14 protein-coding genes are annotated in these 14434 nt (G+C 44.6%); 5 read left to right on the top strand and 9 right to left on the bottom strand.

Features of this window, described 5'->3' with window-relative positions; all coding sequences use genetic code 11:
• Positions 1-56 precede the first annotated feature (56 nt).
• The 4 genes from BKB51_RS03055 to BKB51_RS03040 form a co-directional block, all read right to left on the bottom strand.
• Positions 57-1595 (bottom strand): methyl-accepting chemotaxis protein, encoded by a 1539-nt coding sequence (locus BKB51_RS03055; RefSeq protein WP_085899616.1) that lies wholly within the window; start codon positions 1593-1595, stop codon positions 57-59.
• Positions 1596-1953: 358 nt separating this feature from the next.
• On the bottom strand, positions 1954-3489 hold the full coding sequence (locus BKB51_RS03050; RefSeq protein ID WP_085899615.1) for a methyl-accepting chemotaxis protein: 1536 nt from the start codon (positions 3487-3489) through the stop codon (positions 1954-1956).
• A gap of 446 nt (positions 3490-3935) precedes the next feature.
• On the bottom strand, positions 3936-5150 hold the full coding sequence (locus tag BKB51_RS03045) for a multidrug effflux MFS transporter (RefSeq protein ID WP_085899614.1): 1215 nt from the start codon (positions 5148-5150) through the stop codon (positions 3936-3938).
• Positions 5151-5222: 72 nt separating this feature from the next.
• The gene (locus BKB51_RS03040) at positions 5223-5849 is read right to left on the bottom strand and encodes a glutathione S-transferase family protein (protein ID WP_085899613.1); all 627 of its coding nucleotides are present in this window, start codon (positions 5847-5849) and stop codon (positions 5223-5225) included.
• A 674-nt stretch (positions 5850-6523) separates the two neighbouring features.
• On the opposite strand from BKB51_RS03040, the gene BKB51_RS03035 reads away from it, so the two are divergent.
• The gene (locus tag BKB51_RS03035) at positions 6524-7081 is read left to right on the top strand and encodes a PAS domain-containing protein (protein ID WP_085899612.1); all 558 of its coding nucleotides are present in this window, start codon (positions 6524-6526) and stop codon (positions 7079-7081) included.
• A 176-nt stretch (positions 7082-7257) separates the two neighbouring features.
• Positions 7258-7899 carry a trimeric intracellular cation channel family protein gene (locus BKB51_RS03030; RefSeq protein ID WP_085899611.1) on the top strand — a complete coding sequence of 214 codons (642 nt, stop codon included), beginning with the start codon at positions 7258-7260 and terminating at the stop codon, positions 7897-7899.
• A 92-nt stretch (positions 7900-7991) separates the two neighbouring features.
• Here the strand turns inward: BKB51_RS03030 and BKB51_RS03025 are convergent, their stop codons facing one another.
• Positions 7992-8612 carry a LysE family translocator gene (locus tag BKB51_RS03025; RefSeq protein ID WP_085899610.1) on the bottom strand — a complete coding sequence of 207 codons (621 nt, stop codon included), beginning with the start codon at positions 8610-8612 and terminating at the stop codon, positions 7992-7994.
• A 136-nt stretch (positions 8613-8748) separates the two neighbouring features.
• Here BKB51_RS03025 and BKB51_RS03020 point away from each other — a divergent pair, with 136 nt between their 5' ends.
• On the top strand, positions 8749-9702 hold the full coding sequence (locus BKB51_RS03020) for an AraC family transcriptional regulator (protein WP_085899609.1): 954 nt from the start codon (positions 8749-8751) through the stop codon (positions 9700-9702).
• Positions 9703-9727: 25 nt separating this feature from the next.
• On the opposite strand, the gene BKB51_RS03015 is transcribed toward BKB51_RS03020, so the two are convergent.
• From BKB51_RS03015 to BKB51_RS03005, 3 genes are all read right to left on the bottom strand, one after another.
• Positions 9728-10450, bottom strand: coding sequence for a VIT1/CCC1 transporter family protein (locus BKB51_RS03015; protein WP_085899608.1), 723 nt, complete (start codon positions 10448-10450; stop codon positions 9728-9730).
• Between the two features lie 296 nt (positions 10451-10746).
• Positions 10747-11217 (bottom strand): shikimate kinase, encoded by a 471-nt coding sequence (locus BKB51_RS03010; RefSeq protein WP_276327911.1) that lies wholly within the window; start codon positions 11215-11217, stop codon positions 10747-10749.
• Positions 11218-11308: 91 nt separating this feature from the next.
• On the bottom strand, positions 11309-11527 hold the full coding sequence (locus tag BKB51_RS03005) for a DUF6500 family protein (protein ID WP_085899606.1): 219 nt from the start codon (positions 11525-11527) through the stop codon (positions 11309-11311).
• A gap of 298 nt (positions 11528-11825) precedes the next feature.
• On the opposite strand from BKB51_RS03005, the gene BKB51_RS03000 reads away from it, so the two are divergent.
• Both BKB51_RS03000 and BKB51_RS02995 read left to right on the top strand, forming a co-directional pair.
• Entirely contained in the window at positions 11826-12389 is a 564-nt protein-coding gene (locus BKB51_RS03000; protein ID WP_085899605.1) for a PAS domain-containing protein, read from the top strand.
• A gap of 335 nt (positions 12390-12724) precedes the next feature.
• A complete protein-coding gene (locus tag BKB51_RS02995) occupies positions 12725-13285 on the top strand; it encodes a PAS domain-containing protein (protein ID WP_125911769.1) in 561 nt (186 codons plus the stop codon).
• 68 nt (positions 13286-13353) lie between these two features.
• Here BKB51_RS02995 and BKB51_RS02990 read toward each other — a convergent pair whose 3' ends face one another.
• Positions 13354-14349 carry a homocysteine S-methyltransferase family protein gene (locus BKB51_RS02990; RefSeq protein ID WP_085899603.1) on the bottom strand — a complete coding sequence of 332 codons (996 nt, stop codon included), beginning with the start codon at positions 14347-14349 and terminating at the stop codon, positions 13354-13356.
• Positions 14350-14434 lie beyond the last annotated feature (85 nt).

Genomic DNA, 14434 nt, shown 5'->3' with positions numbered 1-14434 from the left:
ACAAAACAAAGGCCGGAATTGTTCCGGCCTTTGTTATGTAGGTAATATATTTCGTTTTAGCTCGCGTGTTTTTTTAAGCTTCGATACAGGTCGGTGCCTTCTCTGGCGAAACCATGAGCATTGTCAACGGCACTGGTAATCGACATCAGGTTTTCATTCACTTCACTGACGGCTGTGGCGGCGGATTGCATGCTTGAAGCTATTTCACTTGATGCCGATGTTTGTTCTTCAACAGCTCCGGATACTGCGGTTACGCTGCTTTCCACTGATGCGACAGCACCTCTGATACTGTTCAGATTTTCAACAACGTTATCACAGACCGATTGCATGCCGTTGATTTCCGATGAAATTTGTTCTGTGGCAGTGCCGACTTGATTGGCGAGTGCTTTAACCTCTGATGCAACAACGGCAAAACCTTTGCCTGCTTCACCTGCCCGCGCAGATTCAATAGTCGCATTCAGGGCCAGTAAATTAATTTGCCCGGCAATGTCTTGAATGACACTGACTACAGTATTCATCGACAAGGCTTGTTCGGTCAGTCGTTGTGTGAGTTGATCTGCATTTGTTGCTTCTTCTATCGCTTTTTTAACATCGTTTCGCGATGTATTCATGCTTCTGGCTATTTCGTTTGCCGAGGCTTGAAACTCTTCAGATGCAGAGGCGACTGACTGTACGGTTTGCAGCGTATTACCAGATGCAGAGCTTGCTACAGACGATTGTTCGTTTGCACTTCCGACAGCTTCAAGGATTTTACCAAGATTTTCGTCAACGAGTTGTCCTACTCTGGCAGATTCGTTCCTATCATGAACCTGTTGGGTGATATCGGTTGCAAATTTGACGACCTTGAAGGGTTTCCCGTCAGGATCAAAGATTGGGTTATAAGAAGCCTGTATCCATATCTCTTTACCGCCCTTACCAAGGCGTTTGTACTCAGCTGTTTGAAATTCGCCACGTGTTAATGAAGCCCAGAATTCTGCATATTTATCCGATTTTTTGTACTCTTCTTCGACAAAGAGGCGGTGGTGTTTACCTTTTATTTCTTCAAGGTTGTAGCCAACAGTGTTTAAGAAATTATCGTTTGCATCCAGAATTGTTCCATCAAGATTAAAGGAGATAACAGCCTGTGATTTGTTTACGGCATTGATCTGCCCTTCGTAATCGGCATGCTGAAGTGTTTGCGCAGTAATATCGGTCGCGTACTTTACAACTTTGATGACTTTGCCTGCCGCATTTACAATCGGATTATAGGACGCTTGTATCCATATTGGTTTGCCGCCTTTGCCCAGGCGTTTATATTCTGCGACCTGAAATTCACCTTTTTTGAGGTTTTCCCAAAACTGCTTGTATTCTGCAGAGTTCTTGTACTCAGGTTCCACAAATATGCTGTGATGCTTGCCTTTTATTTCTTCAAGCGTGTAGCCCATAGCATCAACAAAATTTTTATTTGCCGTAATTATAGTTCCGTCAATTTCAAACTGAATGACTGCTTGTGATTTGTTGAGCGCGTTGATAATTAAGTTCATCTCTGTTTTGCTGAACTTACAATTTTTAGGCTCATCACTCACTGCTTTAGGGGCTTTACCAAACGAAAACATACGCACATATCCTTTCAGACTTTCTCAAATGGTTTTGAGGACAAGTCATAGTTAATGAAGATATCCTACGAGGTAATATCTTGGGCAATGGTTGTTCGGCGACGTCATAGTGAACGCTAAATGGTTAAATTTTACTAAATTTTTATTTTAATGTCTTTTTTACATCCTTGAATTTAAAAGATATTTTGTGGTGATATACCTGTCGTTGTATCTTATTTTGCAAAACAGGGCACGGCATCCTGTGTATGTTTCAATTCCAAACGCGATTATAATGTTGGCGTATTTAGTGCCGGGAATTTTGCTTCTTTGTTGTGAAACTTTTACCGTTTGCTATATGCATTGATAATATTTGGGATATTTAACTCACGGCAGTCTGTTCCCCGACAGCAGTGGAGACCGCTGTGACGCTGTTTTCGACTGATCCAACCGCATGACTGATACTATCCAGGTTGTTGTTTACGGCGTTCACGGCCGAGGCTGCCGTTTGAATGTTGGATGCTATTTCTCCGGATGCTGCAGTCTGTTCTTCGACTGCACCGGAAACTGATGTAACGCTGCCTTCCACTGATTCGACGGCACTTCTTATGCTGTTAAGGTTTTCAACTACACTGCTGCAAATTGATTGCATGCCACTGATTTCGCCGGAGATTTTTTCTGTTGCACTTCCCACTTGGTTGGCTAGCGCTTTCACTTCGGAAGCGACGACAGCAAAACCCTTTCCTGCTTCACCAGCGCGGGCTGATTCAATAGTTGCGTTCAGAGCAAGCAGATTAATTTGTCCGGCAATGTCCTGGATAACACTGACTACGCTATCCATTGACAAGGCTTGATCCGTGAGTTTTTGAGTCAGATCATCGGCTGTACGGGCTTCTTCAATTGCCTTTCTAACATCATCTTGTGAGGCCGTCATGCTACGGGCAATTTCGGTAACAGAGGCCTGAAATTCTTCTGATGCAGATGCAACAGACTCAACCATCTGCAAGGTTTCATTCGATGCCTCTGCCGCGCTAGATGACTGGTTGCTGACGGCGACAACGGCCTCGAGAATTTTTCCCAGATTTTCATCAACAATTTCGCCAACCTTGGCTGCTTTTTGCCGATTGATAACTTGTGGCGTGATATCGGCAGCAAACTTTACAATTTTAAAGGGCCTGCCTTCGGGATCAAAAATTGGATTGTAGGAAGCCTGTATCCATACTTCCTTGCCGCCTTTACCAAGCCTTTTATATTCAGCTGTTTGAAATTCTCCGCGGCGTAAAGAGGCCCAGAAGTTGGTATATTCTTCTGATTCTCTGTCTTTTTGTTCAACAAACATACGGTGATGCTGGCCTTGGATTTCATCAAGTCGATAGCCCACTGTATTTAGAAAATTATCGTTGGCATCCAGAATTGTTCCATCCAACTTGAAAGAGATTACGGCTTGCGACTTTCCGATTGCGTTAATTTGGCCTTTGTAATCCGCATTTTGTAACGTCTGCTGGGTGATATCGGTGGCGTATTTGACGACCTTGACGACTTTACCTACTGCATTCATAATTGGATTATATGATGCCTGGATCCAAATTTCCTTACCACCTTTGCCAATACGCTTGTATTCGGCGGACTGAAATTTTCCTTTGTTAAGACTTTCCCAAAATTGTTTGTATTCGGATGAATTTTTATAGGCCTCTTCTACAAAGATACTGTGGTGCTGATCTTTGACTTCCTCCAATGTATAGCCCATCGCCGCCAGAAAATTCTTGTTTGCGGTAATAATTGTACCGTCTGTTTTAAATTGGATGACGGCTTGAGACCTGTTCAAGGCAGATAGGATGAAATCCATTTCTGATTTGTTAAAACGACAATTTCGAGGTTGAAGGTCCGCGGGTTGAGGCGTTTTACCAAGCTTGAACATGTTATGTATCCTTTGAAATCTTTCCCTGTCCTTTTGGCGGAAATAGAGCAGTAACGGCATCGTGCATGTAACTGTACTGAAGGCGGATACCTCTGTCGTAAAGCACGCCAAGTATCAAAAGAATAAGATCAGAGTCTTAAATTTTTCTGAACCTAAGAGTGTTTTTGTGTTTTTTTATATCGTTATGCGTGTGGTGTGGGAAGGTGAAATGCCGTCAGTTAGATAGAGACAATTGATATAAAGAGACTGGTGAAATAAAGAGGCTGGTTTTGGAAGAAGAGGTGGGGTCCATCACTAAGGGGGATATGATGGACCCCGTTAAGCAGGGCCAGAATAATGCGAGCCCATACTTAAATAGATAATTCAGTTTTTAGTATCCTCTTTGGGGGAAGAGGAAAAGCTAAATTATTAGTTATTTTCGACATATAAGCCGAAAAAATGAAATATCAAGCGGGAAGTAACATACCCGCCTTGCTACGTTTTGCCACAAGGACAAGAACAAGGGCTGTGGCCCCGCAAAAAGCCAGAGCGATGACCATGTGCATTACGGTTCCATCATAGAGCCGCCCGGCAGATATGGATACGGCGACGGCAACCAGACTTGAGATTGAGGCAATAACCGACGCGCCTAATCCCGCCATTTTCCCCAGAGACTGCATGGCCATGGCATTGATGTTGCCAAAGAGAATGCCTACCCAGAGAAAAATGAAGAAGCCATTGATCATAAAGACGGCAAAGGGGGGAACACCGTCATAGGGCAACGCGAAGAAAAATAGCGTAGCCGTAAAGAAAATCAGGGCACTCAGGGCAACTACAACCATTCTGTGCATGCCAAATCGCATGACCAGTTGCGAATTGATCAGGGATGAGAGAGCAACGGAAGAAGCCAATACGGCAAAGTAGAGCGGGAAGTTGTCCACGATGCCATAGAGATCTTCAAAGATAGACTGTGACGTGCTGACATAGACCAATAGAGCGCCGAAAATCATACCACCCGAGACGGAGTAACACATGACCTTCCCGTGTTTTAGAATGCGCCCGGTGGATTGCATCAACTTCACAGGGGAAAGAGGGATCCGGTTTTCTTTTAGCAAGGTTTCAGGCTGGCGGACCATCAACCATATCCCTGTTGAGAGGGAAAGAACGAGGAAAGAGAAGAAGATATACCGCCATTCTGCAACGGCGAGTACTAGCTGACCAAACGCAGGCGCAATCATTGGAATCATGATAAAAATCACCATGATAAAGGACATGATCCGGGCCATGGCTTCGCCCTCGTATTGGTCACGGATCAGGGCGCGCGTGGCTATTTTGGGGCCGGAGGCGCCAATACCCTGTATAATACGCCCCAGGATCAGGACCTCAAATGTAGAGGCAGTCATGGCAACAAGGGTTCCGGCAACATAAATTCCGACGCCAAGTAAGATCGCGCCTTTTCGACCGATGGCATCTGACACGGGGCCGATAAATAGTTCACCAAAAACCATCCCGAAAATAAAGAGTGAGATAATTAGCTGGCTATCAAGAGGATCAGAAATGGCAAGATCCGTGCTGATCTGCGGCAGGGCAGGCAACATGGCATCAATGCTCAAGGCTGTAATGGAGGTGAGTAGGGCAAAAAGAATGACGAACTCGGGCAGCTTTAAAGGACTTTTATTCATAATAGGTTCTATCTTTGTCGTTTGAGACCTGAAGCATCACAATAGATCGGTGTTATCAGGTCTTGAGCCGGGCTAGTGCCTCAGGGCTCTTTGTACAGCGGGACGGTCTTCCATACGTTTGAAATGCGCATTGACGCGGGGAAAGGCGGTGATATCAACACCGTCACCTTCCAGCCAACGCGCGATGGTATAAAGATAGGTGTCACTAACGCTGTACTGCTCGCCCAGCACCCACGGCTGGTCGAGATAGGTTTCTTCAATCAATGTAAAAAGAGCTGACATGTTTTCCGGCACTTTAGCTTGCATGTCGTCCCATGAACTTTGCTCATTTGCCCAGCGGGCACCACGCAATCTATGAGCATGCGCAACATGTACTGTTGAACAGAGAAAGCTGTTGAACGACTGCATCTGTGCCAGCGCAAAATCGTTTCCAAGCGGGGCTAGTTTTGCATCGGGAAAGCGTTGAGCAAGGTAGTAGAGAATTGCGGGTGTTTCGGTCAGGATGCCGCTCTCTGTTGCTCTTCCTTCAACAACAAGTGCTGGCACACGTCCTTTGGGGTTTAGCTGCAGATAATCTGCCTTATGTTGTTCACCATCAGCAAAGGAAACATTTGTCACCTCAAACTCTGCACCGGTTTCTTCCAGCGCTATGCAAGAGGCCAAAGAACAAGCTCCTGGTGCATGAAATAGCGTCAACATTGTAACTCTCCATTTTGTCACCCTGTTTCGCAGGGTGTCTTTATCGATTACCAGATTGCGTAGCGACAACCTAATTGCAGTAAAATAGTGTGAAACCAGTCAACAGAACATGGTTGCCCGGCTTAAACCAAAAGGTACCCGGTACAGATACAATGTTGGCTCAAACAATAAGCGCCCGCAGCATGGCTTGCTTAGAGCGTAACTGGACGAACAAAACAAGGCGCAAACATTCCCCGAATAACAGGGGCGGAAGGTTTATGTGTTTTAGGTTATGGCCGGGTACCTGTACTCGATAGGATTTTGTTCAATGTCTGGAAGACACCATTAAAATCTTGGATTTGATATTCGAGTATTCGATATCCGGTCGCTTATCTGATGGACCATCAAAAATGCCATGAGGTCTAACAGCTACTTTTCGTGAAATGTGAAAATATAAAACCATCCCTTTTGACGCAGGTCAAGAAGGAATATGAGGATGCTTGATTGTTAGGTTATCATAAACTTCAACCTTGTGTCGTACTTGATTTTCCTTGTAGCAGAAAGTTAAGCTCAGGCGAAAAAAAATCAGAAAAATCACTGTATGCTTACATAAAAAATCTATAGGCTGCCTGACGTCAGATGGTTGGGGACATATGACGGGATGTTAGCGCCTGACAAGAATAGAGTGAGATTTTGTGAAAATAAGAAATGCCAGAAATCGCCAGTTTTATGATTATTGGCAAAGTTTGGAAAAGGCCGAAGGCACTGCGGTGCCTAAGCGAAGCGCTTTTCGTCCGGAAGATATTCCCTCACTACTGCCCAATATCATTATTTACGAGCTGATATCTCGCGAAAATATTAAAATTCGCTTGCAAGGCACGGCGATCAACGAACGCTTTGGTCATGATATGACCGGGGGCAACTATCTGGATTATGTTGAAGACGATCGCAAAAATGTCGCATCTGATGCTTTTTGGTTGATGGCAGGACATCCCTGTGGAGTTGTCGCTGTTCTGGAGCATGCCTTGTCGAGCGGGCGTAATATAACCGTGGAATCAATTGGTTTTCCCCTACACAATGATATCCCAACACCTAATGGCAGCACGCCTAATCCGATTATAATTTATCAAAGTAACGAAATCGACGATCTGGATCCTTTAGGTTATCAGGCGGGGGAACGTCTTAAACTTATTCTGGTTGTTGAGCGGAACATCATTGACCTTGGTAAGGGCGTCCCGGTTTTTGTTGATTGATCCTGTGCTTTAACCCTGTGCGCTCTAGATTATCCGCAAGTTATCTCTCTATGTGTTAAAATTTTATCTTTCTAGTTCACTGTATTCGTTAATTATTCTGCTATTTAAGCCCAGTATATGCTACTTAGATAAAGCGTGGTTCTAACCACTATTGACAGAGGACAAGGGGGAAGCAGGTGGATATTGTTCAATGGCTGGATTATGCCGGGGTTGCGGTTTTTGCCGCGACGGGGGCGTTGGCAGCTTCACGTAAGCAGCTGGATTTCATCGCGTTTCTTTTTTTGGCCGCAGCCACTGGTATAGGTGGCGGTACTTTCCGGGATGCCATCTTGGGACAAACACCTGTTTTTTGGGTGCAAGAGCATATCTATCTTTTGATTTGTGCGGGGACAGGCGCAGTGGTCTTTTTCACGGCTCACCGATTTGAGTCCCGCTATAAAGTCTTGTTGTGGCTGGATGCGATCGGTATGGCTGTCTTTTCAGTCAAGGGCGCTGAAATCGGCTTTTTGGCAACGGAATCATCTTCAGTTGCCATTGTCACCGGTATTTTGACCGCGACCTTTGGCGGTGTTCTGCGTGATATTATTTCCGGTGAACAATCGGTTCTGATGCGCAGGGAAATCTATGTGACTGCCGCTCTTTTCGGCGCAGTGGCCTGGGTGCTTTCTTATCATGCGGGACTAGGCAATGCTGTCGGGTCCATTCTTGGTTTTCTTGTGGCTTTTGGCATTCGTGGCGGTGCCCTTTATTATGGCTGGAACCTACCAACCTATAAAAGCAAACCAGGACGCACGATGGAAGAAATCGAGAAGCTATAGGTGTCTTGCTTTTGTTGTCCGGCTTGATGTTATTGCCCTTACATCTAGGTAAACTTAAGGAATGAAAATACTAACGACTGTTTGAAGTTGTTTTAGGCACTAAGAACGACAGGGATCATTGAACCGATAAGCAGTAGTGCCATAATCCGGTTAAAGATGATAATGCGGTTCCCCTGAACAAGTGTACGGCGCAGAAATGTGCCTGATAACGCCCAAATTGAAATACTTGGTACATTAACTATGGCAAAGAAAATAATGAGCAAAATTAAACTGCTGAGGTAACTTTCGGGTGTGGTGTAACTGACGGTAATAATCAGTGATACTGCCCAGGCTTTGGGATTTAGGAGTTGCAAAAGGGCGGCTTGGACAAAGCTGATGGGGCTATCAAATCCGTTTGAATCCACTGAACTGCTGGCATCATTTCCCAATGATTTATTTGTCGCAATTTTCCATGCAAGCCAGAGAACATAAACAAGACAGCAATATTTAAGGCCACTGTATAATAGCGGAAAAGATTTTAAGATCTGTCCAAAACCAAGTCCAATCGCGAATACCATACTCAAAAAACCAAGGCTGATGCCCAAGATTAAAGGAATAGAGCGAATAAAGCCAAAGTTAACACCGGAAGTTAAGAGCAGGAAGTTACCTGGTCCCGGGGAAATTGAAGTGACAAAAGCAAAGCCAAAAATAGCAAGTATGGTCTCTAGTGGCATTCTAAATATTTCCTGTGAATTGGATGATGCAGGGCAGTTTTTGATGCCTTAGCTTGACAGTATAGAGAGGCAGGATCACTTTTGATCCGTCTCTAATTTTTATTCAATCGTCTCATTTTTTGGTGTTCCAAATAATATGCTTTCGCAAAATATAAATTCTGATCTTTTGAGCGAGGTTTTCTCGACGTTAAGACTTCGTAGTAAGCTTTATTTTAAAACTGATTTCAAAGGTCCTTATGCAATTGAGTTACCCCATGAACAGCGTCGCATCCGGTTTCATTTGGTTTTGCAGGGAACGTGCTGGTTAACGCCAGATGGGATGGAACCTCAATTATTGAACGAAGGGGATCTTGTTTTAGTTCCGGATGGTGTGGCGCAGGTTATTTCTCATAACGAGACTTATCATTATTCACGTCGCATAGCTTTGGCCAAAGCTATGGAGCAGGGGCATTTTGCTGACGGGGCTTTTGTTTATGGTAGCGGTGAAGGGAGGTGCCGGCTTCTCTGTGGTTTTTGTCAATTTGACGAGGATATTGATCATCCGGTTTTAATTAACCTTCCTTCGTTGTTGGTTCTTAATCAAAAGAATCTTGGTTCAGAACCCTGGATGTCTGGGACGTTACAATTGTTAAAGCTAGAGGCTGAGCTTACGGGGCAGGGCGGGAACGGCATTTTATCACGCCTGCTAGAAATTATTTTCATTCAACTGGTTCGTCGATTGTCTTTAGATCCAGAACATACTCATAAAGGTTTTATTGCTGCCCTTTCGGATATCCAACTGTCCAAAGCATTAAATGCGATCCATCAGACCCCGGAAAAGGCGTGGAAAGTAAGTTCTCTTGCTGAGGTGGCGGGGATGTCTCGGGCACGTTTTGCTGATTATTTTACACGAATGGTTGGCTTGCCGCCGATCGAATATCTTACGCTTTGGCGGTTAATGAGAGCCCGATTTTTACTTTCCAGCACCGATTATTCAATCGATAGCGTTGCTGAACTTTGCGGGTACGCATCAACACCGTCATTTTCCAGTCGTTTTAAACGACAATTTAATCAAGGTCCCGGAGCTTACCGGCGAGCAGTTAAAGCCTAAGCTATATCAAGTCTAAACATAAGAATTAGTCAACAATACCGCGTAATAGATATCCAACTCCGTAAGAAACAGCAGCGGCCAAGCCACCTATCAAAAGTGTTTCTGTACCGGAACGCCACCACGGGGCCAGCGACCAGCGACTTTTGATCATGCCTGTGATGAAGAACGCCAAAGCTGTCATGCCACAGGCAAGTGTAAAGGCATTGGGCAGAGAAAAGATAAAGGGCAGCAAGGGAATTGCGCCTGCGATAAAAAATGCGCCAAATGTTGATAGTGCAGATTTTAGCGGAGCCCGTGAGGTTGGGGAGATGCCATATTCCTCCGTAATCATGGTGTTAATCCAAAGCTCTTCATTTGATGTTATGGCATCTGTGGCTTCTTCCAGTGTTGATCCGCTTAGTCCTTTTGCTGACAGGATTTGTCGGATTTCTTCGCGCTCCCCCTCTGGGACCTGTTTTATATGCTTTCGTTCAATGGCTCGCAGGCGTTCTGTGTCATCCAGTTCAGATTTGGTTGCACTGTAATTGCCCGCTGCCATGGAAAAGCCATCGGCTAGTAAGTTGGCAACGCCGAGTATAAGAATGACCCGTACAGACAGTTGTGCGCCGATCACCCCGGATACAACGGCAAAGGTGGTAACGGCGCCATCAATACTGCCATAGACCCAATCTTGCAGGTAACTTGCTTTGTGACCTTTGGCAAAACGTTTCCGAATGGCCTCTGTTGAATGCTCATGTTCCAGTGTCATTGTATTTGGCCTGATTTTATTCGCACATAATGCTCAACGGCTGCGCACAGCCTTTCAACGCAGGGATACTATTGCTTGTCTTGAAGGCATAAGTTTAACCAGAGATGCTTTTCGGTGCTCTGATGTGTATCAAAAGCGGGGAACGCAAAAGATAGGGTGAATTGGCTTGCTCTGAGTTAAAGTTAATGTCTAGAGGGCAGGCTGATACAGAAAATCCATACCAAATTAAATCATGCCGTTTAAATTATCCCAGCTTTAAGGATCGTATGAGTTCGCACACTTCTTGTGCTATCTCCTCAGGTTTTTTTATTGGACACAATCTGATGGTCGGCAAAATTTTGATAGGTACTGATACGGCTCAGGTATTTTGCCGTTTCTGTCGCGGGGGTTAAACCTAAACCCCGTTGCATTTGGCGCGTGGAGACAATCTCTGCAGCCTCTGCTGGAACCAGACTTGGTAATAGCAAGATAGACGTACCGCTTTGTCTTATGTGTTTTTGGTTGCGCGCCAGAGTTTCCGGTGACGTATCTGTTGCGAGAAAGCCCGAGGATAAAACAAAAAGCGATGGTCGTGTCTGGATGGAAAGCTGCTTTGTAAACAGTCTGGAATTTTCGATGACATACTTTTCGTAACCATTATTACGAATGTACTGCCCGATATTGTTTATGCCTTCACAGAATTCTGTATCCAGATCAATCAAGGGAAGGTTCAGGCGTCGGGCAGCAATCGTACCGACGGTTGTCTTGCCAACACCACCGGGGCCAATCAGGTATAGGTGCTTAATCTTGATTGTATTTGCTTTCTCTTCCCTGATTATTTACTAACTATTTCGGGGCTATTTACTGACGATCTATTGATTATTTACCGCTTAAAACCATCTCTTTGATCTTCTTGGCTTTTTCAAAATGGTCAAGTTTATGAGTCTGTATCCACCATGTGGCAGCTTCCATCAAGAGATCAGGGTCGTCGTTCCTATTCGCAAAAAAAGCGTAGAAAGAAAGGCCAACGGTTTCACCCTTTTTCTCCATCTTTAGGTCGCAGACTTCGATGATTTTTTGTCTTAGAGATTGTCTCATTGGGGAATTTTTTCTTCAAAGGAATAGGGGGCATTTTATTTATCCCTTATGAGGAACCTTTGGTAAAATTATTTCATTGGTTAAGAATAAATTTTTCTCTTTTTTCGTGGTTTCTGTAAAATTGCGATCTAATTTCTCCCATAGAATGTAATGTAAGCAAAAAATTTGTTAACACTTTATTAACTATTTCGTTTGTGTTTTTATATCTCTGTTCTGGTTTCCGGGTTTAATACTTTTCTGGGCTCAGGTCCCTCGACTGGAACGATGCTTGCGAGTGAAATAGAAAGGCACAAAGGCGTTGATTGAATTCAGACACTCTAAAAATCAGGCCTTTTATGATTATTGGCATAATTTGCCAAGGACAGGAATTTTACCGGATAAAAGTAGTTTCAAGCCGGAAGAAATTCCAAGCCTTCTTTCCACAATGCTGGTTTATGAACTGGTATCCCACGATTTTATCAGGATAAGGCTCATTGGGTCGACGGTTGAAGAACGGTTTGGCGGCCACCGAACGGGGACTAACTATCTGGATGTGGTCGAAGAACATCGCAAGCCAAGTGCATCGGCAGCTTTGTGGTCGCAGGTTGAGAAGCCTTGCGGGATGCACGTGCTTTTGGAACAGGAACTTATGTCTGGTCGGATAGCCTCTATTGAGGCTGTCGGTTTACCCATTTCAAACATTGAAGGTGGGCATCCGCTTATCCTGTTTCAGAATAATGAGATCAGCCGGGATCAGGATGATGTCTCATTGATAGATCAGCACCAGCTTGATGATAAAAAAAATCGTTTATTGAAATATGTTCGGGTTTTTGAACGAACCTTTTTCGATCTCGGGGCCGGGGTTTCCGAGTTCAGAGATTGATTCGCAACTGGAATCGTTCTGTTGTAATTTTTCTTTCATTTACAATGACTTTGTGTTGAATAGGATGAGTAATTTTGTGTATGAAATTAACCTGTTTGTGTAATTTTATATCGTAACTAGATTCTGTTTTTGGTTATTTTCAAAACAGCAGTGAAATCATCAAGATAGTCCTTGATTAAAGTCAACCGACACGGGCATGATCCTGTCTGTCGTTTTCAGTTCCGGTTTTGGTGATTTCCCGATCCTTATTTTTACAAGGTGTTTGAGCCAGAGTGCAACTCCTGTTCTGGAAGCTGCTTTGCTTGCGTGAATATAAGAAAAGGCTGTTGCTGTTTATGGATTTTAGACATCCGAAATCTGCAGAGTTTTATCGGTACTGGCTTGATTTACCTCGCGATGGTTATGCGCCGTCGCGTGATAGTTTTCTCCCTGAAGAAGTGCCGTCATTACTCCCCAATTTTATGATCTACGAGATGATCTCGGACGATTATATCAAGATCCGCCTGCTTGGGTCGAACCTGAGCGAAAAATTCGGGGACGCATGTAAGGGGGGGAATTATCTGGACCTTGTTGGAAAAGATCGCAGAATACAGGCATCACAGTCTCTTTGGACGGTTGTGAATAAACCGTGTGGTATTGTCGGTGTTGTTGAACAGGTCATGCAAAACGGGTTGAGCATTTGTCTTGAAAGCGTTGGCCTTCCCTTGCTGAATAGTGACGGGGGGAACCCGATGATCCTTTTTCAAAAAAATGAACTGGATTGTGAAAAACGTATTCCGGATAGCAATACGGAAAATCTTGATTATCTGAAGATTTTCAAAAGGCAATTTATTGATATTGGCGCGGGTCTGGATGGCGTTGAAGAGTTTATTTATCCCTCGCTTGCGGATGCATGACTTTGGTCCGCTCAGGAGTAGTTATCAAAACAAAATATATCGCCTTCTAGTCTGGAACCGTTAGGTAATTATGTGCCGGGATCAGGCAGGATTGAGCGCGCGATTTCCGTCACGTGACGCAGGTCTGAACCACAGCAACCACCAAAAATATTGAGCCACGGCATTCTGGCATAGATTTCCTGATATTGTTGGGCCAACTCGCTGGGGTTTCCAGCATCAAGTGTCTCACAATTATCCAGTTCTGCATGGCTCATCCGGGATGCATTACAGCGGATGCCTTTTATTCTTTTTGCCCAGTTATGATCCCTCAAATTTCTGTCTGACAAATCGTTAGGGAAGTGGTCAGGATGTGCGCAGTTGATCATGAAATAAATCGCCTGCGAGTTGGTTTCCCGGTCAACCTGATCAATGGCATCAGCAAGCGATTGCCCGGTAGGGAGTAAGCCATCTGTTTCGACCGTAAAAGAAATTGCGATGGGTATCTCTGCTTTTTGTGCGGCACGTACGGCCCCGATCGCTTCTTCTGACTGCGTAAAAGTCGCAGCGGTAAGCATATCGACAGCGGTTGTGGCAAGCCAGTTTACCTGTTGAGCATGATAGTCTTCGGCTTCTTTTACTGAAATTTGATAGTCCGGAGCATAGGCATCACCGCGCGGGCCGAGTGATGCGTTTAATACGATGGGGTGCTGGTTTTTTTGGGCCCGCATTTCACGTAAATCTGCAATGTAAGCAATAGAATCCCGGTTTGCTGATTCAATGGTGTTAATGTCTTCCCCAAGGTCATCAGCCCAATGAGCATGCGCTTTCCATGTTTGTCCATCAAGGATGAAACCAGTGTTCATTTGTTGCGCGAGAGATAGAAAACCCAAATAATAATCCGTCAGTGCCGCGCGACCTTTTTCATCGGGCAAAAGAGTATGTGCGGCAAAAGCTTTAATCGGGATTTCGCGATTAAAAATTAAATCCGTCTCTATTCCAGCATCGGTAAGAAATATGCCCCCTTTGAGTTGAGGTAGGGCATTTCTGTAGCGCGAGGTACTGTTTTTCCCGTTTATTGCTGGCATGATTTTGCCTCTCCCTATCGCAATCGAACGCCTTATTTTTCCTAGCTTTTGAATTCAGCAAACACCATCCGGGAAAATGTTTCAA

Origin of the sequence: Kiloniella majae (genome assembly GCF_002118315.1) — a bacterium.
GTDB classification, from domain to species: Bacteria; Pseudomonadota; Alphaproteobacteria; order Kiloniellales; family Kiloniellaceae; genus Kiloniella; species Kiloniella majae.
The sequence above is the reverse complement of the archived record's forward strand: the minus strand, read 5'-3'. Positions and strand labels throughout refer to the sequence as shown.

Bases quoted from the DNA above. Each gene is read 5' to 3' on its own strand.
- BKB51_RS02995 (WP_125911769.1), top strand. From the start codon at position 12,725: ATGGATTTTAGACATCCGAAATCTGCAGAGTTTTATCGGTACTGGCTT.
- BKB51_RS03025 (WP_085899610.1), bottom strand. From the start codon at position 8,612: ATGCCACTAGAGACCATACTTGCTATTTTTGGCTTTGCTTTTGTCACT.
- BKB51_RS03050 (WP_085899615.1), bottom strand. From the start codon at position 3,489: ATGTTCAAGCTTGGTAAAACGCCTCAACCCGCGGACCTTCAACCTCGA.
- BKB51_RS03045 (WP_085899614.1), bottom strand. From the start codon at position 5,150: ATGAATAAAAGTCCTTTAAAGCTGCCCGAGTTCGTCATTCTTTTTGCC.
- BKB51_RS03015 (WP_085899608.1), bottom strand. From the start codon at position 10,450: ATGACACTGGAACATGAGCATTCAACAGAGGCCATTCGGAAACGTTTT.
- BKB51_RS03005 (WP_085899606.1), bottom strand. From the start codon at position 11,527: ATGAGACAATCTCTAAGACAAAAAATCATCGAAGTCTGCGACCTAAAG.
- BKB51_RS03040 (WP_085899613.1), bottom strand. From the start codon at position 5,849: ATGTTGACGCTATTTCATGCACCAGGAGCTTGTTCTTTGGCCTCTTGC.
- BKB51_RS02990 (WP_085899603.1), bottom strand. From the start codon at position 14,349: ATGCCAGCAATAAACGGGAAAAACAGTACCTCGCGCTACAGAAATGCC.
- BKB51_RS03020 (WP_085899609.1), top strand. From the start codon at position 8,749: ATGCTTTCGCAAAATATAAATTCTGATCTTTTGAGCGAGGTTTTCTCG.
- BKB51_RS03055 (WP_085899616.1), bottom strand. From the start codon at position 1,595: ATGTTTTCGTTTGGTAAAGCCCCTAAAGCAGTGAGTGATGAGCCTAAA.